This is a genomic window from Paenibacillus sp. J31R120 (genome assembly GCF_056269225.1).
Map to the genome: position 1 here is coordinate 834,945 of NZ_JBWDNN010000002.1, position 25,494 is coordinate 860,438.

Consider the following 25,494-nt stretch of genomic DNA (forward strand, 5'->3'; position numbering starts at 1 on the left):
ATCATATCAAACATGTCTTTTGCATACAACAAAAGATTGTCAAGCAAGAGAGGAAAGGAACCATCATGAAGAAGAAAGCCGGGCCTGAATCCGTAAGTCATTATTACAGTATGTTACGCCGTTACTTGCTTCCTCAGAAGTCAACATTGATCGGCCTTGCCCTATTGTTGTTTATTTCGATAGGCATACAGCTTATCAGCCCCCAAATTATCCGTTACTTTATCGATACGGCCCAGTCAGACCAACCGCTGGAGCTGCTTATGTATGCGGCACTTATTTTTATCGGCTTTTCTTTGGTCGGACAGATCATTAGCGTCATTGCGACTTATGTAAGCGAGAACTTGGCATGGCGTACGACCAATAAGTTGAGAGGCGATCTCGCAGAGCATTGCCTTAGGCTGGATATGTCTTTCCACAAGTCCAACACATCGGGCTCGCTGATTGAGCGGGTAGATGGGGATGTAAATGCCCTAGCCAATTTTTTCTCCAGTTTTATTATTCATCTGGCTGGCAACCTGATTCTGATGATTGGGATTATTGTGCTGCTGTTCCGCGAAAATCTGTGGATCGGAGCGGGCATGCTTCTATTCGTCGTATTCGCGATGTTCATTATCCAGTGGATTCGCAAGTATGCAGCTCCAGTCTGGCAGAGTTGGCGGGGAGTCAACGCGGAGTTCTACGGCTTTATTGGCGAGCATCTGGAAGGAACGGAGGATACGCGCGCGAACGGAGCTTCCGGTTTCGTCATGCGCCGATTCTACTCGCTGCTTCGACGAATGCTTCCGCTGCGCAGAAAGGCGTTCCTCGGATTTGCGTCGATGTGGATTACGACCATTATTGTGTTTGCGCTCGGCAATGCGATGGCTTTTGCCATTAGCGCCGTATTATGGAAGGCGGGAAGCATTACAATAGGCACCGTCTATCTGATCTTCTTCTACACGGAATTGCTGGCGAAGCCGATTGAGAAGATCCGAACACAGATCGAGGATTTGCAGAAGGCGGATGCAAGTCTGCAGCGAATAAAGGCGCTGTTCGCGCTTCAGCCCAAGGTACAGGACGGACGCGGAGATGCGCTGCCAGACGGACCGCTGGCCGTACATATCGAGCGCGTCACATTCGGATATGATGACCAGCCTACGCTATCCGATCTGGATATTCAGCTGAAACCTGGCGAAGTGCTCGGCTTGCTGGGCAGGACAGGCAGCGGCAAGACGACGATCGGCCGTCTGCTGCTGCGGTTCTACGACCCGCAGCAAGGCAGCATTAAGTTAAGCGGGATTGACATCAGAGATTGCCGATTGTCGGAAGTCAGGGACAAGGTGGGGCTGGTTACGCAGAATATCGAGATTATACAGGGCAGCGTACGGGACAATCTGACTTTCTATAATGAAGCCATTGAGGATATGGCCATTATCGAAGTGCTCCATGATTTGGGCTTGGCCTCCTGGTACGGCTCGTTGCCGGACGGCCTCGATACAAGGCTGGATTCGGGAGGCGGAAGCCTGTCGGCAGGCGAAGCGCAATTGCTTGCCTTTGCCAGGGTATTCCTGAACAACCCGGGACTGGTCATTCTGGACGAGGCGTCTTCGCGGCTTGACCCCATTACGGAGCATCGTCTGGAGAAGGCGATTGACAAGCTGCTGCGCGAGCGAACTTGTGTCATTATCGCGCATCGTCTTGCCACGATTCAGCGGGCGGATCGCATCGTGATTCTGGAGCAAGGGCGTATGGTGGAACACGGCGAGCGGACCAAGCTGGCGAGTGATCCTTCTTCGAGATTCAGCCGCATGCTCGCAGCGGGATTGGAGGAGGCGACAGTATGAGTTCATTTCAATATATGATGCGGCTGATCGGTTACCGCAAGGGCTGGTATATCGCCAATGCCTTGATGTGGACGATCATCTATCTGATGCCGATCTTCCCAGGTCTCATAATGAAGATGTTTTTCGATTCCCTCGAACTGAGCGGCGCCGTTGCAATCGGAACAGGTACCATTATCGCGCTGCTGCTAGGCGCGGCGATCGCCAGAAGCGCAAGTATCTGGATTGGCTTTATTACAGATGTGAACTTTCGTTTCCGTATGGGCATGCTGCTCCGCCGCAACCTGCTGGAGCATGTGCTGAAGGAGCCGGGGGCTAAAGCAATTCCTTGCTCGCCTGGCGAGGCGATCAGCCACTTCCGGGATGACGTGGATCAGTCGGAAGAAGCGGTAAGCTGGTCGGTCGACGTATTCGGCATGACTTGCTTTGCGGTGGTTGCCTGCTTTATCCTCGTTCGGATTGACGCACAGATGACGATGCTTGTATTTCTGCCGCTGGTGCTGGTCGTCATTGCCGCACAACTGGCGACGACGAGGCTGCAGAAGTACCGCTCCGCGAGCCGTGAAGCGACCTCCCAGGTGACAGGCGCGATCAGCGATATGTTCGGCAACGTGCAGGCCATTCAGGTTGCCGGAGCGGAGAAGCGGGTCGTGGACCGCTTCCGCTCGCTGAATGATACCCGCCGCAAAACGATGCTGAAGGATAAACTGATGACGGAGGGACTGGATTCGATCTTCTCCAATACGGTCAATCTGGGGACGGGCTTGATTCTGCTGCTGGCAGGGAGCAAGATGCGGGGCGGGGACTTTGCGGTAGGCGACTTTGCGTTATTTATCTATTACTTGACCTTCGTCACGCAATTCATCTCCAACTTCGGCAAGTTCCTAACCTACTTCAAGCAGATGGGCGTAGCCTTGACTCGATTGACATGGATCTTGCAGGGCGCTCCGGCCAAGCTGCTGACGGCGTTCAAGCCGCTGCATCTCCGCAAGGAGGACAGCGGGACTTCGGCCAACACAGAGCCGCTGTCGTCTGGCGACAAGTTGCAGCAGCTCACCGCGAAGGGATTAACGTACCGGTATCCCGAGACAGGACGGGGTATCGAGCACATTGATTTGAAGCTGAAAAGAGGAGCCTTTACCGTCGTGACCGGACCAATCGGGTCGGGCAAGACAACATTAGTTCGGACACTTCTGGGCTTGCTGCCGAAGGATAGCGGGGATGTCCGCTGGAACGGCCAGCTGGTGGAGGACCCCGGCTCTTTCTTCATCCCTCCCCGCAGCGCCTACACCGCACAGGTGCCAAGGCTGTACAGCGATACGCTAAAGGAGAACATCCTTCTCGGCCAAGCAGACGAGGGCGACGAGTTGCCGCGGGCCATCCATACGGCTGTCATGACGGAAGATCTGGCAGGCTTGCCGCTTGGGCTTGAGACGGTTATCGGCCCGCGCGGCGTCAAGCTGTCGGGGGGTCAGGCACAGCGCACCGCTGCCGCAAGAATGCTTGTCAGGGAAGCGGAGCTGTATGTATTCGATGATTTGTCCAGCGCGCTGGATGTCGAGACGGAGCAGAAGCTCTGGACACGATTGTTTCAAGAACGCGGCGATGCGACCTGCCTTGTTGTCTCGCATCGGAAGGCTGCACTTGCGCAGGCCGATCATATTATAGTCATGAAGGACGGAGAAGTAGAAGCCGAAGGAAAGCTGGAGGAGCTTCTGGCATCCAGTGAATCGTTCCGCCGATTATGGAAAGGCGATGAGAGCCACTAATCCTTCAGTCAAAAGAACGCCGCTTTGGGCAGACGGTCTGGCCGTCCGCTCCAAGCGGCGTTTTTGGTGTATTGCTATAGCGCTTTTTTCGTAATGTCCACAACAAGTACTATTTATATAGTAGATAGAGATTCTTTGAGCGATCGTTTTTTTGCAGAGCTTAGTCTAGAACACGCTAAAAACCAGTTCTTTTGTATGATTAGGGTTCTCTGTATTCATGTCGTATCCCAGACTTACAGCTTCAAGCTCACGATCAGAACGACAGCCAAAATAGCGATCAGGGAAACCGCAAGCGACGTAACATAGGATGAGACGGAGACGCTGCCCGAGGCTGCTTGCAGACGTTTCTTAAGCTTGCCGCCCATGATGCCTACAACGATCAGGAACAGCAAAATAATTGTACCGCCAGCCTTTTCCATCATATCGAGCCAAAATGGCTTGTCCGAGCCCATATTGAGCTGAATAATCATAATAACGCCGCTGACAAGCACGACAAATGCTGAAGGGTGGGCGAATCGGCTGAATACACTGATAATGCGTTTGGACAGTGCATTGGCCTCCGGCTTGCCGAGCTGGCTCCTCAGCATGAACAGCATGACAATGACAGCTAGAATGGCGCCTACCCATACCATGAGACCTGCCAAATGAGAAAATAATAAATATCCGTACATATAGAATAACCTCCATGTCCATGAATTAAGTTTGGTTCGAATAGGAATCTTGCCCTTTATGAATAAGCGGGCGATGGGCGGGCAGCCATCTCTCCAGAAGCACGAGCAATGCCGGGAGCAGCATGCCCCGAACGATGAACGTATCCAGCAATATGCCGATTGCCATAATCAGTCCAAACAGGAACAGCTCTTGCAAAGGCTGTGTCATCAGCACGCAGAAGGTTGCGGCCAGTATGATGCCGGCAGAGGAGATGACGCTGCCCGTGCGCGACACGCCGATCTTGACGGCTTCCTTCCAACTGCGCTTGCGCGCCTCCTCCGTAATTCGGGATACCAGCATAATGTTGTAGTCAACGCCCAGCGCGATGGAGAATACAAAGGCATAGAGCGGAAGGCGGTAGCTAATGGCTTCATACCCCAGCACGTTGTGCAACAGAGCCCAGCCGATGCCGAATGCTGCGGCGTAGGAGAGAAGCATCGTGAGCATCATTGTCAGGGCAATGAGGATCGATCTGGCCTGGAAGATGAGCATAATGAAAATCAGTCCGATTACAAGGGAAAACACAACAAGAATATCCCGCTGATTCATATCTCGAACATCAAGCTGCTGTGCAGTTCCCCCAGCAAAATGAAGCTGAGTGCTTCCCGGACTAAAGCCGCTGTCCTGAAGGAGAAGATCGCTTGAGTCGCGCAGTTGCTTTACCGCCGCAAGCGCTTCTGCTTCATAGGGATGCTCCGTTAGCGTCAGTTCCAGCTTGATCGCTTGGCCGTCAGCAGCTAGAAAATCGCGCGGTACGGAAGAGGATACTCCCGCCGCTGCTAGGGTTGCAGGGTCAGGCGTGATATTCTCGACGCCGTCCATCGATTTCAGTCGCTCCGCCAGTTGGCTCAGGCTGTTCCTGAACGTCTCCGTCAGCTCCAGTCCGCTGCCGCTTTCGAGCAGCACGGTTACAGGCGCAAGCTGGCCTTTGGGAAAATGCTCTTCGAGCAGCTCAAAGCCTTGCCTGGAGGAAAGCTCCTCCGGGAATGACTTCATTACGTTAAAGGAAAATGAAATGCCGGTCATGTTGGCGGCTGAAAGAAGCATTATTCCGGCTACGCCAATCGATACAACCGCGGGCCGTTTTGTGACCAAGCGGCCGATCTTCGTCCATAACCCTTCCCGCTCTTTCTGCACAGTCGCGAGCTTCGGCTTGAACGGCCAGAATGCTGCTCTGCCTGCCAGCGTGAATACGGCGGGAATAAGCGTCAGTCCTCCCAGCAGCATAATGACCATCGCAATAGCGAATACAGGCGCGAAGTAATGATAAGGCTGGAAGACAGCGGCGAATAGGGTAATAACGGCAAGCAGAACGGTACCGCCGCTGAATAGAATAGGCTCGCCGATACCAATCATGGCTGCTTTCATCGCATCATGCTTGGAGCCAAGCCGCGCCAGTTCCTCCCGGTAACGGGAGACCACAAATAAGCAATAATCGGTCAGAACGGCGAATAGAAGAATCATCATGATCGAGATCGCTTGCTTGTCAACAACAATCCATCCATTCAATGCGGCTATTCCAATCACCCGATCAACGACAGCATATACGACGCCTGCGATGATAAGCGGAAGCAGGGCAAGCAGGGGCGAGCGGTAGATGACGACGAGAATAACGAGAATAAGGGCGACCGTTCCGAAGAGCAGCATCATATCGGCGTCTTGGAACAGCTTGGTCGTATCTGAAGCGATTCCGGCGGGCCCGGTCGTCTCCAGTCGCATTCCATGAAGTCCGACCGTATCCGCATAGCTGTGTATCTCGTCCAGCGTAGCGCTGATTGCCTTGGAGTCAGCTCCTTTCACAAGAGCAGCATTCAGCAGCACGGTACTGCCGTCTTGTGAATACAGGCGATCCTGTTTATCCGGCGGGAAGAGATGATACGGCATAGCGCCGGACAGATACTGCGGCTTCTGTTCGGAAGACAGCCATACGCTGATCGCGGCAATAGATGCCCGCTGTTCATCTGTAATAGCGGTATCCGAGTGGAATACAAGCAGGGCGACAAGCCCGTCATTCGAAGGGAAATGCTTCGCTGTCAGCTCACGCGCTATGGCCGAGGGAGTATTGTGCCGGATGCTGTCTTCGCTGCTGCTGATGGCGTGCTCCTTGGCACCGGGCGCAAGGGAAGACAATGCTATGGCAAGCACAAGCCAAAGAATAATAATCCAAGCACTGCCTTTTCGACTGCTGACAAAACGGGCCAGTCCATAAAGGAATGAATGCATGAGTGTTCGTTACACCTCCTGTTCTAGCGATATGGCTAATCGTAGAACAGGAATATGAACGAATGATGAACGGAGTATTACAAATAGGGGAGTGTAACGATAAATCGAGTCCCTTCGCCGGGCTCGCTGGCAGCTTCAATAGTGCCGCCGTGAAGTTCGACGATTTTGCGGCAGATGGAGAGACCAAGACCACTCCCTGCCAGCGCACGTCCTCTTGCTTGGTCGGCTTTGTAGAATCGGTCGAAAATATGGGGGAGCTCTTGGGCAGATATACCGACTCCGGTATCGGAGATGGTGACGACAATATGGCGGTCAATGCGGATAGCTATGGATATACGGTCTCTGGGATGTGTGAATTTGATACTGTTGGCAATCAGATTCATCCATACTTGATACAGCAATCCCTCGTCAGCGGTAATCATCACTTCAGGGAGCTCGGGAACCAGCTCCAGCTCCTTCTTCGACCATTGCCATTCGGTGACAATAAGCACTTGCCGAATTTGTTCGTCAAGACGAAAGGACTCTCTTTGGGCCAGCGTTGTTTCTTTGTCAAGCGCCGCAAGGGTAAGAAGCTGCTTGCTGAGGGAGGATAAGCGCCGCGACTCTTCATGAATGATCGTCAAATATTGCCGTTCCTCTTCTTCTGTCGTTTTCTTATCCAGGATCGCTTGGGTAAAGCCTTGAATCGATGTAACAGGGGTTTGAAATTCATGAGAGACATTCGCGACAAACTCGTTTCGCATGTCATCCAGCCGCTCCAGGCTATGGGCCATGTGCGAGAAGTCTCTTGCCAGGTCACCGATCTCGTCGCGGCGCTTCACATCCAGACCGATCTTATAGTCGCCGCCGACGATGTTGCGGGTGGCGGCTTTTAATGCTTTCAGCGGTTCGACGATCGTACGGGTCAATATGACGATAAGGGCTAGAATAAGAATAAAAGCATGGCCGAGAAGAATAGCAAGCAGGATGCGGATCTCGCCAAGCTGCTGCTTCAGATCGGGACGCAGGAACATCGCATAGGTCTCATCGCCCGACTGGAGAGGGAGGCCCACTGTATTGCGAATGCTGTTCTCGAAGTAGCCCATAATCTCCAAAAACCGCCGCTCTTCATGCATTCCAAGGTAAGGTGTGCCTGCCAGAACGGCTTCCGCAATGCTGGGATCGAATTGGGGATGCTTGAAGGGAGAGCCATAGACTCGTCCGTTCCCGCTTTTATCAACCAGATAAATTTGGTAGCCCATCGTTCCTATGCGCTGCATGAAGGACCCGATATCTTGATCCGTAGACCCTTCGTATAGATGCCGAACCTGCTCGGCGACAGGCAGCACTTGATCCTGAGTGTACGTCCTCATTCGGTTGTTATAATAGGCGTTCGCAATGAATAACGCCAGAATAGAGCTGATAACTGTGATAAGAATGAAGATGGCCACGATGCGAACGTATAGAGTCTTCATCTGGATAGAGCCTCCAGTTTGTAGCCGATGCCTCTTACAGTCGTAATGACAAAATCGTTGCTTATCCCGGCAAACCGCTCACGCAGCCGCTTAATATGCACATCTATGGTGCGGCTGTCGCCGCTATAATCGTCGCCCCATACTTGCCGCAACAGCTGCTCGCGAGTAAACAGCTGCCCCGGATGCGCGGCTAGCTGGGCCAGCAGATCGAACTCCTTAAGCGGCAGTTGCATCTGCTCGCCTTTTACCGTAATTTCGTAGCTTCTGCGGTCAATAACGGTGTCTTGCAGCGTAATGATATCGGAAGATACCATTTGATAGCGGCGCAGCAGCGCCTTCACCCGGAAGAGCAGCTCCTCCGGCTCGAACGGCTTTACCATATAATCGTCTGTACCAGACAGGAAGCCTTTCGCTTTATCTCGCTGCTCGCCCTTGGCAGTAAGCATAATAACGGGGATATCATAGTAGCGGCGAATTTCTTCGCATAGCTCCAGACCGTTCTTAAGCGGCATCATCACATCCACGATGGCCAGATGTACCGGTGTATGCTCCAGCAGGCTGGCCGCGGCGGAACCATCCTCCGCTTCGAATACCGCGTAGCCTTCCTTGCGCAGGTAGAACCCCAGCAGCTCCCGGATATGCGGATCATCGTCTGCCGTTAGGATATGTACTTTCATGGTGGCGCCTCCTATCATTCCCTATTTATTTCTCTACTGAAATACGTTAATATAGTGTTAACATTTATGATACGTGAAACCGTCAATTGGGACGGTTTTTCTTTTTGGAAAGGGAGCATGAGGAAGTGAGAACAATAAACACAATATTGAACGTTTACCGTAAAGCACCGTTCTGGGCAACCTTTATTCTTATTATGTTGAAAATGGCGTTATTTCGTCAATTTACGTTTGAAGGCGTACAAGTAGACAGGCTGTTGTCTGATGCGGCAGCGGTGCTGGTGCTGCTGTGCGTCCTGGAGCTGATTACGACTTCAAGATGGAAGACGGCGGTCATGGGCGTCTGCAACGCCGTCATTTCACTGCTGCTCTTTGCATGCTCGGTGTATTATTCCTTTTTCGGCAGCATCCCGACCTATACGGCCTTGCATGGACTTGGCCAGGTTGGGCAAGTTAAGGAAAGTGTAGAATCGGCGATTGAATTGAAGTTTTATCTGTTGTTCCTGGATTTGGCGATTCTGCTCGTCCTGTTTATCCTATCTCTTAGAAGCAAAGGCGATAAATCGGCAAGCCGTCCGGCAGCCAAACCGGTGTATGTAGGTGTTGCGCTTATCATCGCGATTGGCGCATCGTTCTTCTATATCCGCTCGGATCTGGATATATCCAATGAGCTTGTGCAGGCGGAGCGACTGGGTGTATTGAACTATCAGATTGCAACAGCCGTGAAGGAAAATAAAGAAAACACTGCCATTAAAAACGGTTCGACCGAAGAGACGAGACAAGCGCTGGAGCAGTTGGAAGAGGGCTTCTACGGCGGGTCAGTTGAAGCTGGAACTCCGAACTTTTATGGGGTAGCCAAGGGCAAAAACGTCATTGTCATTCAGCTCGAGTCATTCCAGAATCTGATGATCGGTCTGAAAGTAAACGGGCAGGAAGTAACGCCGGTTCTTAATGATCTGATTGCAAATGGAAGCTTCTACTTCCCGCACACCTTCCAGCAAATCGGACAAGGCAATACATCCGATGCGGAGTTTATTTCCAACACCGGTGTCTATCCGACCGGAGCGATTGCGATGTCCAAAGGCTACGGCGATCGGGAAATTCCAAGCATGCCAAGGCTGCTTGAAGAACAAAATTACGTTACAAATACGTTCCACGTCAATGACGTAACGTTCTGGGACCGCAATATGCTATATCCTGCCCTTGGATTTGACAAATATTACGATAGACCGTTCTTCAAGGACGACAAGTTTAACGGCTTTGGCGCCTCTGACGGCGAGATGTACCGTGTTGGTCTGGAGCGGCTGACCGAGCTTCATGATCAAGGCAAGCCATTCTACGCGCAATTCGTAACGACGTCCAGCCATCATCCGTTCTGGGTGAAATCAGAGTTTCTGAACATCAAGCTGCCGCCTGAATTAAGCGGTACGCAGATGGGCCATTATGTGACGGCGATCAACTACACGGACAAAGCGCTTGGCGATTTTATTGAAAACCTGAAGGAAAAAGGCATCTGGGAAGATACAATTCTCGTTGCGTATGGCGATCACTTTGGCCTGCAACCCAAGGAAAATGATCCCGCTTGGGTAGAAGAAGTGCTGGGTGTGAATTATCACGACCAGGTAAGCCGGTTCAATATTCCACTCCTTGTGCATGTTCCCGGCGTCGAAGGCAAGACGATGGAGAATGTGGCAGGACAGGTCGACATGATGCCGACGGTTGCGAATCTGCTTGGCATTTCCTTGAAGGAGGAACGCCATACCGTCTTTGGCAAGGACTTGCTGAACGCGAAGAAAAATGTGATAGGCATGAGATATTACATGCCGACGGGCACGTTCTTCAACGATGAAATTATGTTTGTTCCGGGCACGGGCTTTGAGGACGGCACGGCAATTGACCTGAAGACGCTTGAGCCGGTCAAAGACTTCAGCAAGTACCGATCAGACTACGATTATGTGCTTGAGCTGATGAAGCTCTCGGATGAATATATGAAGCTGCTGCCTAAACGTTAGCACAGCTCGAATGGAAGCCAGGCACCCTCCGGTTACGGAGGGTGCCTTTGGTTATTGTCTTTCATAACAGCGCGTGATAGAGTATATAAATTGATTTGCGAACGGTCGATCAGCAAGAAGGTAAAACAATCTGTCAACAAGCATGCATCAAAAAGAAAGAAGCCATTAAGCATAAGGCAATATACAGTCATAAAGGGGAATAGAGATGTATCACGCAGAAACATGGGGCGAAAAAACAAAGCTCTTATTAAAAATACTATGGCCGATTATGGTCACTCAGCTAGGACTGTATGCCATGAATCTGACCGATACGATTATGTCGGGCTGGGTCAGTACGGAGGATCTGGCCGGCGTGGCAATTGGGTCTAGCTTGTGGATGCCTATTATTACGGGAATTAACGGCATCCTGCTGGCCGTAACGCCGATTGTGTCCCAGATGGTCGGCAGCGGCAAGCAGAATGGTATTGCCAGGTTTATTAGCCAAGCCCTATATGTCTCGATTATGGTAGCGTTGGTTGTTGCGATAGCTGGCTGCTTCCTATTCAAGCCAGTCATTGGACTGATGAATTTGGATGATAAGGTCGCCCATATTTCGTATTATTATTTGGTTGCGCTGCTGTTCGGCATTGTGCCGCTTTTTGCTTCCAATGTGCTGCGGTACTTTTTTGATGCGCAAGGGTTTACACGAATTTCGATGTTCATCACGCTAATTGCGGTACCGTTTAACATCCTGCTTAACTATGTGTTCATCTTCGGAAAGTTCGGTGTGCCTGCCTTCGGCGGTATTGGCTCGGGATATGCAACGGCGATTACGTATTGGTTGATTCTGCTCATTAGCATCACAATGACGTTCAAAGTGCCTGCTGTACGTTCGTATCGACTGTTTATTGAATGGGCTGCGCCTTCGCTGAAAGCGTGGAAAGAGATTTTTACAATCGGCATACCGATTGGGCTCAGTATATTTTTCGAAGTGAGCATTTTTTCTGTCGTGACCCTGCTGATGGGACTGCTCTTTGATACGGGCACGATTGCCTCGCATCAGATTGCACTTAGCTTCTCGTCGCTCATCTTTATGGTGCCGCTCAGCATTTCTATGGCGCTTACGATCGTGGTCGGTTACTCTGTGGGAAGCGGGAAGATGAAGGCTGCCAGGCAGTACAGCCTGCTGGGTGTAGGAGGCGGGGTAGGACTGATGGGCGTATCTGCCATTGTATTATTTTTCCTGCGCGAGCCGATCGCTTACCTGTATACACAGGATTCGGATGTAGCTGTGCTGGCTGCCCAGTTTCTGATTTTCGCCATCTTTTATCAAATCTCGGATGCGGCTCAAGCTTCGCTGCTTGGCGTCCTTCGCGGCTATAAGGATGTGCAGAAGCCGTTCCTGATTGCCTTTGTCTCTTATTGGGTCGTCGGCTTGCCTTCCGGCTATTTGCTGTCTGCTTACACAGACATGGGCGCTTACGGATTTTGGGTAGGCATCATATTCGGTCTCACCTTCGCTGCAATCGGCTTCTTGCTGCGGCTTATGCGTATCCAGAAGCGTGTTCAAGGGGTAAGTGGTTGCTAGGCAAGGAAGGAATTGCAACGCCTAGTGGAGAATGCAACTAAGTAGTGTAGAAGCGCATGCGACGGATGCAAATAAGGGGGCGGAGCGATATGGCGGCTAGTCTAGGCGTAACGGAGATGCTTGAGGAGCACCATCGTTTTTTTCGGTCAGGTGCGACTGCAGATGCGGCTTTTCGGATTGAGCAATTAAAGAAGCTGAAATCGGCCATTGTACATTATGAACGGGATTTGCTGGATGCCTTGTACAAGGATTTGCGCAAAAGCGAGACGGAAGCGTACGGTTCGGAGATAGGGCTTGTGCTCGGCAGCATCTCTTATATGATCAAAAATCTGCGCAAATGGATGAAGCCGAAGAAGGTCAGGGCTCCGCTACATTTATTCGGCACAAAAAGCCGGATTATTCCTGAGCCATATGGAACGGTGCTGATTGTCGGTCCGTTCAATTATCCGGTGCAGCTCGTGCTGGAGCCGCTGCTTGGCGCTATCGCTGCCGGTAATTGCGCGGTTATCAAACCATCCGAAAGCTCGCCTCATGTGTCGGCGGTAATTGCGCGCATGATTGGCGACACCTTCGATTCGTCGTATGTTCGGGTAGTAGAAGGGGATAAGGAGATTACGTCGGCGCTGATTCATGCGCCTTTTGATTATATATTCTTCACAGGCAGTGTCGCCGTCGGGAAGATCGTCATGGAAGCGGCCGCTCGCAATCTGGTACCGGTCACGCTGGAGCTAGGGGGAAAAAGCCCGGCTATTATCGACCGGACTGCCAACCTGGAGCTGGCAGCCAAGCGGATCGCTTGGGGCAAATGGATGAATGCAGGCCAGACTTGTATCGCCCCGGACTATTTGATCGTCCATGAGTCGGTGAAGGAGCCATTTGTTCGCAAGCTGCAGGAGATTATCCGCTCCTTCTATGGGGACAATCCGCAAGCAAGCGCCGATTACGGCCGAATCATCAATGATCGGCAATTCGACCGGCTTGCAACCATCCTGCAGCATGACCAGAATCGTATTGCGCATGGCGGACGGATCGATCGGAATGATCTGTACATCGAGCCCACCTTGCTTGATGCGGGGAATGCGGCGGACAGCAGGATCGACGCGGCTTCGATGGAGGATGAATTATTTGGCCCGCTGCTGCCTATGCTCACTTATTCGGACCTAGAAGACGCGATAGCTCAGGTGCGGAGCAGAACTAAGCCGCTGGCGCTCTATGTGTTCTCGGAGGATCGCGGCGTGCAGGACCGCGTGATGGGGACGCTCTCCTTTGGGGGCGGATGCGTGAACGATACGCTTTCGCATATTATTAATCACCACCTTCCTTTCGGTGGAGTTGGCCATAGCGGCATCGGCGGCTACCATGGCAAGCATAGCTTTGACTTGTTCTCGCATCACAAAAGCGTGCTGAAGCGCAGCACCAAGTTCGAGCCGGGCATCCTGTTCCCCCCATACGAAGGCAAGCTGAAGCTGTTCCGCAAGGTGTTGAAGTAGCTGTATTTCGGGAATGTTTTAACATGTTCGTACTATTCAATATTCTGGCGATCTGGCTTGATGCTGGGACATTAGAGATGTTAGGATACAGATAGAACGACTGCATGGGCGTGGCATTTATAGTGATTTGTCATTGAAGTGCATTTTCGCTATTATAGTCAAAATTGATTGGATTTCAGTAACAGATGATTACTAGTGTTATTTTGCAGCAAATACAGGTCTATGTGCGTGAGGAACACGCCGCTTATCTCCTTGATGGAGGTAGGCGGCTTTTTTATTGAATTTTAGAGGAGGGATTACGATGTTCGAAAAAGAGTTTCGGAATTTTGTTGAGGCACAGAAGCAGGGTGCAGTTGGGAGGCGTTTGGAGATGCTTGAGAAGGAAATGATTGGCGAAGAGAAGATGTTTAAGGAGGTTCTTTGGCCGGTCTTTGGTTCATTTAAAGGCTTTATTATGCAGTATGAGCTTCTAACTTTTACGGGTGTGACGATGTATGTGGATGCTTACTATGAGCCGAATCGCATCGCGTTTGAAAGCGAGGGCTTTGTGGCACATGCAGAAAACATCACGCGCAATCGCTTTGATTTTGAACGCAATCGGGTAAGGTCAATGGCTTCAAAAGGCATTACTTATTATCCCTATACATGGGATGAAATGAACAAAAAGCCGGAAGTCTGCAGAAGTGCGCTTTATGAGTTCCTGGGCAAAAACAGAAACTTAGCTGACGAAGGACTTACGATTTATGAACGCGAGATTGTTCGGAATGCGCTTCTGCTCGAACGAACGGTACGGGTTGCAGATGTGTGCGAGTGGATAGGAAGAAGTGCTGATGTGAGTAGAGGCGTTCTAAAATCTATGACTGAAAAAAGCTTACTGAAACCAATGAGAGATGACCGTATTCGGCATCACGAGTACCAACTGGATGAACGCGCAATTAAGCTGGTACGGAATCAGATTTGAGAGCAAGCGATGCATTCGCATGAAGCAAGTTATCGTAAGCCGAGAAACTCGGCTTAGAGTGTACGAAAGTCGCCAGTAGTCGTAACACGGCTGCCGATGTCATTCGCCAGCGCATAGTTTCCGACTGGGCCGTTGTTGAATAGGATGAACTATAACAGCATGAAGGAGGCTGGTGGAGGTGAGCGAAATGGAGGAGGGTAAGCAGGAGTTGGAGTTGGAGTTGGATTGTCGATAAAGTTGCAGCTTGGTGCAGTCGAGTCGCAGTTGGAGTGCCGTTGGAGTTGCAGTTAGAGTTGGCTGAACGCTTCAGCCCAAGCAATTATGACTCGTTGCCGGTTGTGATCTCATGAGGAGAAGGCATGCGGATAACGGATATAGAGGGCAACCGGTATACGGATATGCTTGGGATCAGGCTTGCTCCAATACCTTGATCTCTTCAAATTTTTTCTGCGGCTGAATGCGCCTGAAAGCGTCTGAATGCGTGTGGATGCATCTGAATGTGACTAGATGTAAGCGGCAGAACTGTGCGGTTGACGATGGAGCTGACGGAGACGCATTTTGGCAAGAAGCTGCTGTGAAGAACTATTTAGTAAGAAGGAAGGTGGATCAGAATGGAGAAGCTGCTTCGCCACTTATTGCTGGCAATTGGCAAGAATAAAGGCGCAGCAAGACTGATGCGGCGATATGGCATGCAGTTTTTCGGAGCGCGCAGATTTGTGGCGGGAGAGAAGCTGGACGATGCGATAGCAGCAGTGCGGAAGCTTAATCAAGAGGGGAAAGAAGTGACCATCGACCATCTAGGCGAATACGCTCGGAATATCGGTGAAGCGAAACGCGCTGTCTCGTATTGTCTTCAGGCGCTTGAGGCGATGCATACAGCGGGACTGCAGTCCAATCTGTCGCTCAAGCTGACTAGCCTGGGACTGGATCTTGACCAAGAGCAATGCGAACGCCATATGAGAGCCATATTGGATTCCGCACTTCACCTGAATCGATTCGTACGCATCGACATGGAGGATTATGCTCATTGTCAGCAGACCGTTGATATCTATAAGAGATTGAAAGCGGACTATGAACATGTCGGCATTGTTCTGCAGGCTTATCTCTATCGTACAACAGACGATCTGAGGCGGCTGGGAGCAGGCGGGGCGAATATCCGTCTTGTAAAAGGCGCATATAAGGAATCGGAAGCGGTGGCTTATGCTAAAAAAACCGATGTAGACGCTTCGTTCGAGACGTTGGTACAGAACCATCTGGAGAACGGCGGCTACGCCGCAATTGCGACGCATGACGAGGCGCTGATTCATCGTCTGCTGGAGTGGATACGAAGCCGGAACATCGCGCGTGACCGTTTTGAATTTCAGATGCTGTACGGCATAAGAGCAGATCTGCAAGACAGTCTTGCCGGTCAAGGGTATAAAGTCAGGGTGTATGTGCCGTTCGGCGAGGACTGGTTCGGTTATTTCATGAGAAGGCTTGCAGAAAGGCCGGCCAATGTATGGTTTGTGCTCCGAAATTGGTGGAGGAAATGATTAACATTGCGTGGGTAAAGCAAAGTTATGATACTATTCAACGATAGGATGGACCGCAGTCCGTTTCGGATTTTGCGGTTTTTTATTTTTTCATAGCTGTATATGTCAAAAAACGGCCCCTGTCTTGAAAACCTGGGAAGAACTTATACTTTTCTGGGCCCTCGCAACCATGTTTTATATATTATCGTTGTAAAGTATCATTTTTTGTTGATCAGGCAAATAGTATCCCTCCGAAGCTGTCCGTTACAATAAAACTATCAACTATGCAGCAAGGAGGATACAAATGGCGCAAGCAACAACAGAGCAACAGACGCGGTTGAATCAGCAACCAAAGCCAAAGAAGAATATTTTCATGCGCATTTTTAAGCAATTGGATATTCAGCTTATGGTCTGGCCGGGTATTTTGCTCATTTTCGTCTTCGCGTATTTGCCGATGTACGGAATTCTAATCGCTTTTATGGATTACAACATTTTCACAGGTGGCAACATATGGGCTAATCCTTGGGTTGGATTCAAGCATTTCCAAATGTTTTTTGATTCCCCCGAGTTCTATAATGTTATGCGCAACACCATTGTAATCAGTTTATTGAAATTTGTAATTGGCTTCCCTGCACCGATTATCTTGGCGCTTATGCTGAATGAAATCAGACATATGATGTTCAAGCGTATCGTACAGACGATTACGTACCTTCCACACTTTATGTCGTGGGTAATCGTAGCAGGCCTTGTTATGTCGATGCTATCCACGGAGAACGGCAGCGTGAACATGCTGCTCAAATCGATCAACTTGATCGACGAGCCTGTCAACTTCCTCTCCATGTCCGAATACTTCTGGTCGATTCTGATCTCGGCTAACGTGTGGAAGGAAATCGGTTTCGGATCCATCGTATACCTGGCAGCGATCTCGGGCGTCGATCCGCATCTCTATGAAGCGGCTGATATCGACGGTGCAAGCAAATTCAAACAAATCTATCTCATCACAATTCCGACAATCATGCCGGTTATTATTATCTTCATGATTCTACAGATTGGTAGCCTTCTGAGTGCAGGCTTTGAGGATATCCTCTTGCTCGCGAACAACCCGGTGCTAAGACCCGTCTCAGACGTTATCGATACGTATGTCTATCGCGTAGGTTTGTCCAACTTCCGCTATTCCTATGCTGCAGCGGTGGGGCTGTTCAAGGCTGTTATCAGTATTGGATTGCTCACGATGGCGAATTATCTGGCTCGCAGATCAGGCAACAGCTTGTGGTAGAAGGAATTTGATGAACAGGGAGGCGAACAACTTTGGCACGATTGGGATTTAGCGATAAACTCATGATGATTTTCATCTACGTATTCTTGATTGTACTTTCATTCAGCGCATTCTATCCGTTTTGGAACGCGATTGTCGTATCCCTTAACTTGGGTATCGATACTGCAAAAGGCGGCATTACATTCTGGCCAAGAGTATTTACTTGGGAGAACTACGAGATCGTATTAAAAGATAACCGACTCCTTAACGGTTTCTTCATATCCGTATCGCGTACAGTTATAGGTACAATTACGGGCATCCTTATGACTGCAATTCTGGCTTACGGCATGACAAAACGAGAGTTGATTGGCAGAAACTTCTTTATGGTCTTCTTTATATTCACGATGTATTTCAGCGGCGGTCTCATTCCGTCATACTTGCTTACCAGCTCCTTGGGTCTGATGAACAAATTCGCGGTTTACATTATCCCGGCGCTATTTAGCGTGTGGAATATGATCATATTCAGAACCTTCTTCAAGGGCCTTCCGGGCGGCCTTGAAGAATCGGCTCAAATTGACGGTGCGACGAACTGGGGGATATTCTTCCGAATCATATTGCCGCTCTCTGGGCCTGTTATCGCAACATTATCGCTGTTCACAGCAGTCTCACACTGGAATGACTGGTTTGTAGCCACTATCTACATTACCAATGAGAAATTGATTCCGATCCAGACGATGTTGCGACAGATTTTGAATGCGAATATCGTAACGGATATGTCCAGCAATATGGATACAGCGTCTATCGCTCGTCTGGACAACATGAGAACGATTACGACTAAGTCTCTGACAATGGCCACGATGATGGTTGCGACGCTGCCAATCGTAATGGTGTATCCATTCGTTCAGAAGTACTTCGTAAAAGGCGTGCTTATCGGCTCGCTGAAAGAGTAGTATACCTTTGGTTTAAGGCGGCTAACCGCTTTGGACATAAAAAAAGCTATGAGAGGGGTAGTACAAGCATGACGAAAGTTAGAAAGACAACGCTGCTTATCGTATCCACAATTCTTGTATTGGCAACAGTACTAGCTGGATGCAGCTCCGACAAGAAGAACCAACCAAGTCCTTCGCCGTCGAGCAATGCTACTAACACGCCAGGAAACACGCCTTCTGATGAGCCTCCTTCCGATGTATGGGAGTTCGGTTCTGAACCGCTTGAGTTCTCCATGTACGGCCACTACAACTGGTATGACGTTCCTGCATGGGACAGCACAGTTGCTGGCAGATGGCTGAAAGAAAACAAACAATTGAACATCGTTCCAATTTCTGCTGGTGGTAACCCAGAGCAAAAATTGAGCACAATGATCGCTTCCAAATCCCTTCCTGACGTAATGTGGATGGACCGCGGCGCTGACGTTGAGAGACTTCGCGTAGCCGGCCAACTGGTTGCATTCGACGATTACCTGGACAAATACCCTAACCTGAAAACTTGGATGGGTAAAGACCTTAACCTGCTTCGTTCTGAAGACGGCAAGCTCTACCAGTTCCCTAACTGGTACACTGGCCGCGCGAATGGCAACGCTGGTTATGTAATCAACAAAAAGATCTACGATGAGCTGGGTCAACCTAAGTTGGAAACAACGGACGACCTGTACAACTACCTGGTAGCTGTAAAAGCTAAATACGGCGACACTGTAGTTCCGTTTGATCCAGACCTTGCAAAAGATAGCCAAGGACTTGGCGTACTGTATACAGCATTTAAAGAAAATGCTTCGTACACGCATCTTCATGCAAACGTACGTGCTGTACCACAAGGCGACAAATTGACTTCGCTGTTCACTGATCCTACGTTCCGTGAAGCACAGAAGTATATCGCTAAGCTTTACAGAGAGAAACTGATCACTCAAGATGCGTTCACGCAAACTCGTGACCAAATTGAAGAGAGAATCATGCAAGGCCGCGTTGCAGTATTTGCTGGTGCAAACCCAACAGTTACTGCAATGAACGCGCACCAAGAAATGGTGAAGCAAGATCCTAACTCCGGTTACTTCATGATCTGGCCGATCCACAAAGAAGGTTTGGACAAAAACAAAATCTTCCCAGGTACTTACACAGCACTTGGTTGGAACGTAAACGTAATTACGAAGAATGCTAAAGATCCAGAAAAAATCTTCGCATTCCTTGACTGGTATACTGGTCCAGAAGGTCAATCCCTGTTGTTCTTCGGTCCTGAAGGCAAGAACTGGAAAGGCTTCGACGCTGACGGTCACCCGGTCTTCACGGAAGACTACGATGCTGAAGAAGTTCTAGAGCTTCAAAAAGCGCATGACCCTATCATGTGGAATGGTAACACTGGTTACATCGATCCAGCGAAAATGAAATTCGAAAGCAAGCTTCCAGCTGCTGAGCAAAACTGGGCAGCTCGTTACCAAAGCGAAATCACATGGCCTACTCAATCCAATGCTACTGAGTTCATTAACTTGGTACCACAACCGGACAGCGAGTTGGGTATCGTGAAACAACGTGTAGATGATATCTATACACAAGCTTACGCTCAATCCGTAATGGCAAAAGACGATGCTGAAGTTGATAGCATCCTCGACAAAGCGGAAAAAGACGCTCAAGCAGCAGGCTACAGTGAGTTGCTAGAATGGCGTACAGTTGAGTGGAAGAAAAACTTGGAAATTCTTTCTCAGTAAATAATTAAAAAATGTTGTCCGAAAGGGTATACTATTATAGTATACCCTTTTTGGATTATGGCTTTGTCCGAATCCACTACTATTCGGATATAAGCCGAGGATCTGGAGATGATGCAAATGTACAAGGTGCTGCTGGTCGATGATGAAATTTTGGATTTGAAAGGAATGCAGGCATTTATTCCTTGGCAGGAGCTTGGCATGGAAATCGTCGCAGCCGTGACGAATGGATTTGCGGCAAGCGAAGTGATAGAGAAAGAGAAGATTGATATTCTTATCACAGATATTCGAATGCCGAATATGTCAGGTCTGGAACTGGCGCGGAAAGCGCTTGATCTGTATCCCACGATTAAGATTATTTTTGTAAGCGGTTATCAGGACTTTCACTATGTCAAGCAAGCGCTGTCGCTCAATGCATGCAGCTATGTCGTCAAGCCGATGGATGATAATGAATTGATTGAATCGTTGCGCAAGCTCCAGGCAGATCTGGACGAGGAACGTAAGCAATTGGAGACAGAACAGCTCTATAAGCGGATGTTCCCTATTGTGAAGACAGAGTATTTGCTGCAGCTGCTGGAAGGCACTTGGAGTGAGGACGCTTTGAATACGCTCCTGGAAAACTATCAATTTAATCAATTGAAATGGCCTGTTCAAGTGGTCGTGGTCGAACGTGACGATTGGATGCGCAAGCGTAATGTTGAAGAAAACTTCGATGAGACGGAATTATCGAATGCTTTTTGGAATGGCCTTTTTTCTTTATGCAAGGACTTGGATATCCGGCACTCTTGCAGAGTAACGGATAAACGTATGGCGCTTCTGATAGAAAACGGCATGGAACTGGCTAAGCTTAGAGACAAGTTCAATGAGGTGTCAGGACAAACACCGATTTCCGTGACGACAGGCGTAGGTGATGCGGTTATACAAATTACAGAACTGAAGGATTCCTACCGTAAGGCGCAGACGGCGCTAGATTACAAGGTGTTTTACGGCAAAGGAAAGATGATCTATCATGATGCGGTACAGTCTACGCAGATGAAAGATGTGCAGAGTTTGGATATTCAGCTTGACGCTTTGTTCGAAGCGATGACGAACTACGAATTGGTTAAGGTGCATGATGAGCTGGAGTTGCTCTACAGTCTGGCGAATAACATGCGATCCAAGTTTACGATCCAGAACTTCACGATGTTCCTGCTTATGAAGCTTGATGCCTATCTGCAGAAGATGAACGAAGACCTGTTCCGCATGCTGAATCTGGATTTCGGAAGCTTGGATATTTTACTTCGTTACGAGACGATTGATGAAATTCATTCGTGGCTCCGCTACAGAGTGTACGAGCTGTCGGAGATTCTGCAATCGAAGAAGCATAAGAAGAATTGGAAGCTAGTTCAAGATATTATTGACGATGTCAAACAACGGCTGCATGAAAATATTACACTTAAAGATGTAGCCGAGAAATATTCGTTCTCGCCCAACTATTTGGGACAGATCTTTAAGGAAGAAATGAAAACGAACTTCAGCGATTATGTGTCCATGCTCAGAATGGAGAAGGCCGGTGATCTCTTGGTCAATACAAACCTGAAAGTATATGAGATTGCGAACCTGATCGGCTATCGCTACTTGCCTTACTTCAGCCGCCAATTTAAGGACTATCATGGCAAAACGCCGTTAGAGTATAGAAGAAAACTATGAAAATGATTCGCAAATACCGCTACTTGCCGTTCGGCTACAAGCTGATGCTGTCCTATTGCGTATTTATTATTATTCCGGTAATTGTAATCAGTTTTTTCGCTAACTCCGTCTATGTAAAGTCAATTCGAGAACAGCTCGAAAGCAGCGTGCACGGTACAGTCAGCCAAATGATCGATAACGTATCCTATAAAGCGGGAGACGTAACTCGCGTATCCGATTTTTTCTACTTTGACTATACGATCGCCAGACAGCTTCGGAACTTTGAAGAGGGCTGGGTTGGCTATGAGGCTACGATTAACTTTTTCGTACCCAAAATTGAAGCATATAAGCAGGCGTCGAGCGTGAATACGTGGCTGTCGATTTATTTGCATAACAAATTGTTCCCGGAGATGTATAAAAATTACCGAGGCGATGATCCGCTTAAAAGCAATTCGGAAAATCCTTATGATATTTATCAAATCGACCGTATTCATACGAAAATATGGTACTTGAACCATCCGGAGGAAGTCTACGGCGAGACGATGGTATGGAAGGAAATCGAGGACGATGCGAAGTTCGGCCGTATCTCGCTGCTCCGCAGACTCGTAAATATGCAAATTGCAGGCAGGGTGCAAGAAGTAGGGTTCATGCGTCAGAGCGTGTATTTGTCCGATTTGTTCCAAGCGGTTGATTATACGAAAATTGGCAGTGATGCGACGATTTATGTCATTGATGAGAATGAAAAAATCAAGACGATATCTGGATTGTCCACCTATCGTTCGGGCGATGCATGGAATGCGGCAGAATTCAAGGATTATATGGTCATTGAAAATGTGATCCCATCCTTGAATTGGAACGTTGCCGCCGTCATCCCGAATACGATCTTCGAGGAGAAGATCAAGGAAGTCCGGCTCATGACTTTCATTATTTGCTTGATCTTTACAGTCGTTTATTTCGTATCGGGAGCGCTCTTATCTAATTATTTCTCCAGAAAAGTGAACAAGATTGTGTCTGTCCTGGATTCCTTCCAGGAAGGCAACTTCCATAAGCGGACGAACTTCAAAGGCAATGACGAGTTCAGCCAAATCTCCCGGGCCTTGAACGAAATGGGCCAAAATATTGGTGAGCTCATTCATAAGGTCTACGTGGCGGATCTGGATAAGAAAGAAGCGGAGCTGGATATGCTGCAGGCCCAGATCAACCCGCATTTCTTGTACAATACGTTGTCCTCAATTAGCCGTCTGGCCAAATTCGGCGAGCTGGACAAGCTGCAGCGGATGGTAATCGATCTGGCGAAATTCTATCGTCTGTCGTTGAATGAAGGGCGCATTCTGTTGTCCATCAAAGAGGAATTAGATCAAGCGAAAGCCTACATTAATATTCAAAAGATCAAATATGAAGAACGAATGGGCGTCACGTTCGATATCGATCCGCAGATTCTTTCGTACTCCACGATCAAGCTAATTATTCAGCCGTTTATCGAGAATGTGCTGGAGCATGCATGGTGCGGAGACCGCATTCATATGCGCATCGTAGGTGAGCTGGAGGATAATCATATCGTGTTCAAGATCATCGACGATGGCGTCGGTATCAGCGCAGAGCTGCTGGAGCAGATGAATGATCCGGAAGAGAGCACCAGCGTAGGTTATGGCATCCGCAACGTCCATCAACGAATCAAGCTGTATTATGGCCAGGCCTTCGGCGTCAGCATCTACAGCAGACTCGGCATCGGTACGACAGTTCTGATTCGGATTCCGACAGAGAAGCCGGCCAATTCCAAACTCGAATAGCAAGATATGAAAAAACGTCAAACGCAGGAAGCTGCTCATGCAGCATGCCTTGCGCTTGACGTTTTTTGGTTGGCTAATCGTTATTTCACGGCGCCAGCTGTAATGCCGCCCGTAATTTGACGTTGGAAGAGGGAATACAAAATGATGATTGGGATCATGGAGATGACCAGTCCGGCGAAGAGAGGGCCCCATTCCGTGCGGTATTGCATCTCGCCTTGCATAACGGCGATACCGACAGGGAGGGTATAGATTTTCTTCAGCGGATCATTCATGATGACCGTACCCAAGATGTATTCGTTCCAGATGGTCAGGATGTTCATGATAGCTACCGTAATAAGTCCCGGCTTGGAGAGCGGAAGCATGATCCGGAAGAACGTGCCTGCCTCGGAGCTTCCGTCAATAGCGGCAGCCTCTTCCATTTCCTTCGGCAGTGACTTGTAGAAGGCAACAAGCACGAAGATGCCGAATGGCAGGGCGCCTGCGCTGTAGACGAGTATGAGGCCGATCAGGTTATTCGTAAGCCCGATGCCATCCAGCAGGAAGAATAGCGGGATTAAGCTCAGGATAAGCGGAATCATCATCGCCGAAACGTAGATGAAGTAGAGCACGCCGCTGCCCTTGAACGGATAACGGGCGATGACGTAAGCAGTCATGGCGGCGAGCAGGACCGCAAGCGCTGTAGCCGCAAAGGTGACACCAACGGAATTGAGGAAATACACACCGAACTTGTACTCTGTCCATACGTAGGAGAAGTTCGACCATTGAAGCGGGAACTCCGGCAGCACCCAAGGCTTATTGCCGTAGAACTGTTTGTTGTCCTTAAGCGATGAGAGCAGCGTCCAGATAAGGGGATATACGACCGCGACCGTCCATACCAGGAGCAGCAGCCGGACGACCCATGTGACGAGCCATTCTTTTTTAGTCAATTTCATGTGCAAGGCCTCCTACATTTCGATCGTTTCCCGCTTGAGCAAGCGGTTCAGTATGAGGGACGTAATCAGCGTCAGCGTCAGAATGAGTACACCGATTGCGGAGGCATAACCCATATGGTATTGCTGGAAGCCAATCTGGTACAGATAGGAGCCCATGACTTGCGTCGAGTTATCGGGACCGCCCTCGGTCATCAGGAAGATGATTATAAACGAGCCATTGAGCGTTGTGATGACAATATGAATGATGGATACTTTCATCTGCTCCCAGATAAGGGGAATGGTAATATGCTTGAACTGATGCCATCTGGAGGCGCCGTCGATACCCGATGCCTCGTACAGCGACTCAGGAATGTTCATAATTGCAGCCATTAGCAGAATCATATAGAAGCCGATGCCGGCCCATACGGCAGGAGCGAGAATCGACCACATGGCTGTATTGGTTTGACCCAGCCATACCGTCGTCACAGGTTCACTGGTGAACAAGGACAGAAAAGCATTCAGAAATCCGATATCGGACGGGTTGTAGATATATCTCCACAGGACGCCGATGACGACGACGGAGATCAGGTTCGGGAAGAACAGGATGACTCGGAACAGACCGGTTCGCTTAATGCTCATACGCGTCAGCGCCACGGCCAGGAACGTTGCGATTGCCAGGATAAGAACGACTTTCCAGAATACAAGGAAGTAGTCATTGAAGATGGCTGTGCCGATAATCTCGTCTTTAAACATCCTCTTATAATTGTCTATACCGATAAATGACATGTTGCCCGAATAACCGGACCATTTGAAAAAGCTAATATAAAGGCCTCTAAGCATCGGATAAGCGGTAATAACGCTGAACAGGATGAAGGTTGGCAATATAAATCCCAGAATGAACAGGGAACGTCTCAGTCGATGGGATGTTGGTTTGGCTGTCATGGCTTACACGCCCCTTGTGAAATCATTATGCGGGCAGGGAGGAG

18 protein-coding genes are annotated in these 25,494 nt (G+C 49.4%); 12 read left to right on the forward strand and 6 right to left on the reverse strand.

Features of this window, described 5'->3' with window-relative positions:
- Positions 1 to 65 precede the first annotated feature (65 nt).
- Both AC0YNW_RS10295 and AC0YNW_RS10300 read left to right on the forward strand, forming a co-directional pair.
- Positions 66 to 1,823, forward strand: coding sequence for an ABC transporter ATP-binding protein (locus AC0YNW_RS10295; protein ID WP_475831866.1), 1,758 nt, complete (start codon positions 66 to 68; stop codon positions 1,821 to 1,823).
- The gene (locus AC0YNW_RS10300; RefSeq protein WP_475831867.1) at positions 1,820 to 3,589 is read left to right on the forward strand and encodes an ABC transporter ATP-binding protein; all 1,770 of its coding nucleotides are present in this window, start codon (positions 1,820 to 1,822) and stop codon (positions 3,587 to 3,589) included. The genes AC0YNW_RS10295 and AC0YNW_RS10300 overlap by 4 nt, the downstream gene beginning before the upstream one ends.
- A gap of 233 nt (positions 3,590 to 3,822) precedes the next feature.
- On the opposite strand, the gene AC0YNW_RS10305 is transcribed toward AC0YNW_RS10300, so the two are convergent.
- The 4 genes from AC0YNW_RS10305 to AC0YNW_RS10320 form a co-directional block, all read right to left on the reverse strand.
- The gene (locus AC0YNW_RS10305) at positions 3,823 to 4,260 is read right to left on the reverse strand and encodes a hypothetical protein (RefSeq protein WP_475831868.1); all 438 of its coding nucleotides are present in this window, start codon (positions 4,258 to 4,260) and stop codon (positions 3,823 to 3,825) included.
- A gap of 25 nt (positions 4,261 to 4,285) precedes the next feature.
- Positions 4,286 to 6,523 (reverse strand): MMPL family transporter, encoded by a 2,238-nt coding sequence (locus tag AC0YNW_RS10310; RefSeq protein ID WP_475831869.1) that lies wholly within the window; start codon positions 6,521 to 6,523, stop codon positions 4,286 to 4,288.
- 77 nt (positions 6,524 to 6,600) lie between these two features.
- Positions 6,601 to 7,977 carry a sensor histidine kinase gene (locus AC0YNW_RS10315; protein WP_475831870.1) on the reverse strand — a complete coding sequence of 459 codons (1,377 nt, stop codon included), beginning with the start codon at positions 7,975 to 7,977 and terminating at the stop codon, positions 6,601 to 6,603.
- Positions 7,974 to 8,654 carry a response regulator transcription factor gene (locus AC0YNW_RS10320; protein ID WP_475831871.1) on the reverse strand — a complete coding sequence of 227 codons (681 nt, stop codon included), beginning with the start codon at positions 8,652 to 8,654 and terminating at the stop codon, positions 7,974 to 7,976. Before AC0YNW_RS10320 ends, AC0YNW_RS10315 begins: the two co-directional genes overlap by 4 nt.
- A 125-nt stretch (positions 8,655 to 8,779) precedes the next feature.
- Here AC0YNW_RS10320 and AC0YNW_RS10325 point away from each other — a divergent pair, with 125 nt between their 5' ends.
- From AC0YNW_RS10325 to AC0YNW_RS10370, 10 genes are all read left to right on the forward strand, one after another.
- Positions 8,780 to 10,663: an LTA synthase family protein gene (locus tag AC0YNW_RS10325; protein ID WP_475831872.1), complete on the forward strand. Its 1,884-nt coding sequence runs from the start codon at positions 8,780 to 8,782 to the stop codon at positions 10,661 to 10,663.
- A gap of 205 nt (positions 10,664 to 10,868) precedes the next feature.
- Entirely contained in the window at positions 10,869 to 12,230 is a 1,362-nt protein-coding gene (locus AC0YNW_RS10330; RefSeq protein WP_475831873.1) for an MATE family efflux transporter, read from the forward strand.
- Between the two features lie 89 nt (positions 12,231 to 12,319).
- Complete coding sequence (locus AC0YNW_RS10335; RefSeq protein WP_475831874.1) at positions 12,320 to 13,720, forward strand: aldehyde dehydrogenase; 1,401 nt, start codon at positions 12,320 to 12,322, stop codon at positions 13,718 to 13,720.
- 301 nt (positions 13,721 to 14,021) lie between these two features.
- Positions 14,022 to 14,681: a hypothetical protein gene (locus AC0YNW_RS10340; protein ID WP_475831875.1), complete on the forward strand. Its 660-nt coding sequence runs from the start codon at positions 14,022 to 14,024 to the stop codon at positions 14,679 to 14,681.
- 611 nt (positions 14,682 to 15,292) lie between these two features.
- Positions 15,293 to 16,213: a proline dehydrogenase family protein gene (locus AC0YNW_RS10345; protein WP_475831876.1), complete on the forward strand. Its 921-nt coding sequence runs from the start codon at positions 15,293 to 15,295 to the stop codon at positions 16,211 to 16,213.
- A gap of 283 nt (positions 16,214 to 16,496) precedes the next feature.
- Positions 16,497 to 17,468 carry an ABC transporter permease gene (locus AC0YNW_RS10350; protein WP_475831877.1) on the forward strand — a complete coding sequence of 324 codons (972 nt, stop codon included), beginning with the start codon at positions 16,497 to 16,499 and terminating at the stop codon, positions 17,466 to 17,468.
- 32 nt (positions 17,469 to 17,500) lie between these two features.
- Complete coding sequence (locus AC0YNW_RS10355; RefSeq protein WP_475831878.1) at positions 17,501 to 18,397, forward strand: carbohydrate ABC transporter permease; 897 nt, start codon at positions 17,501 to 17,503, stop codon at positions 18,395 to 18,397.
- Between the two features lie 68 nt (positions 18,398 to 18,465).
- Positions 18,466 to 20,142 (forward strand): extracellular solute-binding protein, encoded by a 1,677-nt coding sequence (locus AC0YNW_RS10360; protein ID WP_475831879.1) that lies wholly within the window; start codon positions 18,466 to 18,468, stop codon positions 20,140 to 20,142.
- Positions 20,143 to 20,259: 117 nt separating this feature from the next.
- Entirely contained in the window at positions 20,260 to 21,828 is a 1,569-nt protein-coding gene (locus AC0YNW_RS10365; protein WP_475831880.1) for a response regulator, read from the forward strand.
- Positions 21,825 to 23,597, forward strand: coding sequence for a sensor histidine kinase (locus tag AC0YNW_RS10370; RefSeq protein ID WP_475831881.1), 1,773 nt, complete (start codon positions 21,825 to 21,827; stop codon positions 23,595 to 23,597). The genes AC0YNW_RS10365 and AC0YNW_RS10370 overlap by 4 nt, the downstream gene beginning before the upstream one ends.
- Before the next feature lie 80 nt (positions 23,598 to 23,677).
- Here AC0YNW_RS10370 and AC0YNW_RS10375 read toward each other — a convergent pair whose 3' ends face one another.
- The gene (locus AC0YNW_RS10375) at positions 23,678 to 24,529 is read right to left on the reverse strand and encodes a carbohydrate ABC transporter permease (RefSeq protein WP_387469773.1); all 852 of its coding nucleotides are present in this window, start codon (positions 24,527 to 24,529) and stop codon (positions 23,678 to 23,680) included.
- 12 nt (positions 24,530 to 24,541) lie between these two features.
- The gene (locus tag AC0YNW_RS10380) at positions 24,542 to 25,450 is read right to left on the reverse strand and encodes a carbohydrate ABC transporter permease (RefSeq protein ID WP_387469771.1); all 909 of its coding nucleotides are present in this window, start codon (positions 25,448 to 25,450) and stop codon (positions 24,542 to 24,544) included.
- Positions 25,451 to 25,494 lie beyond the last annotated feature (44 nt).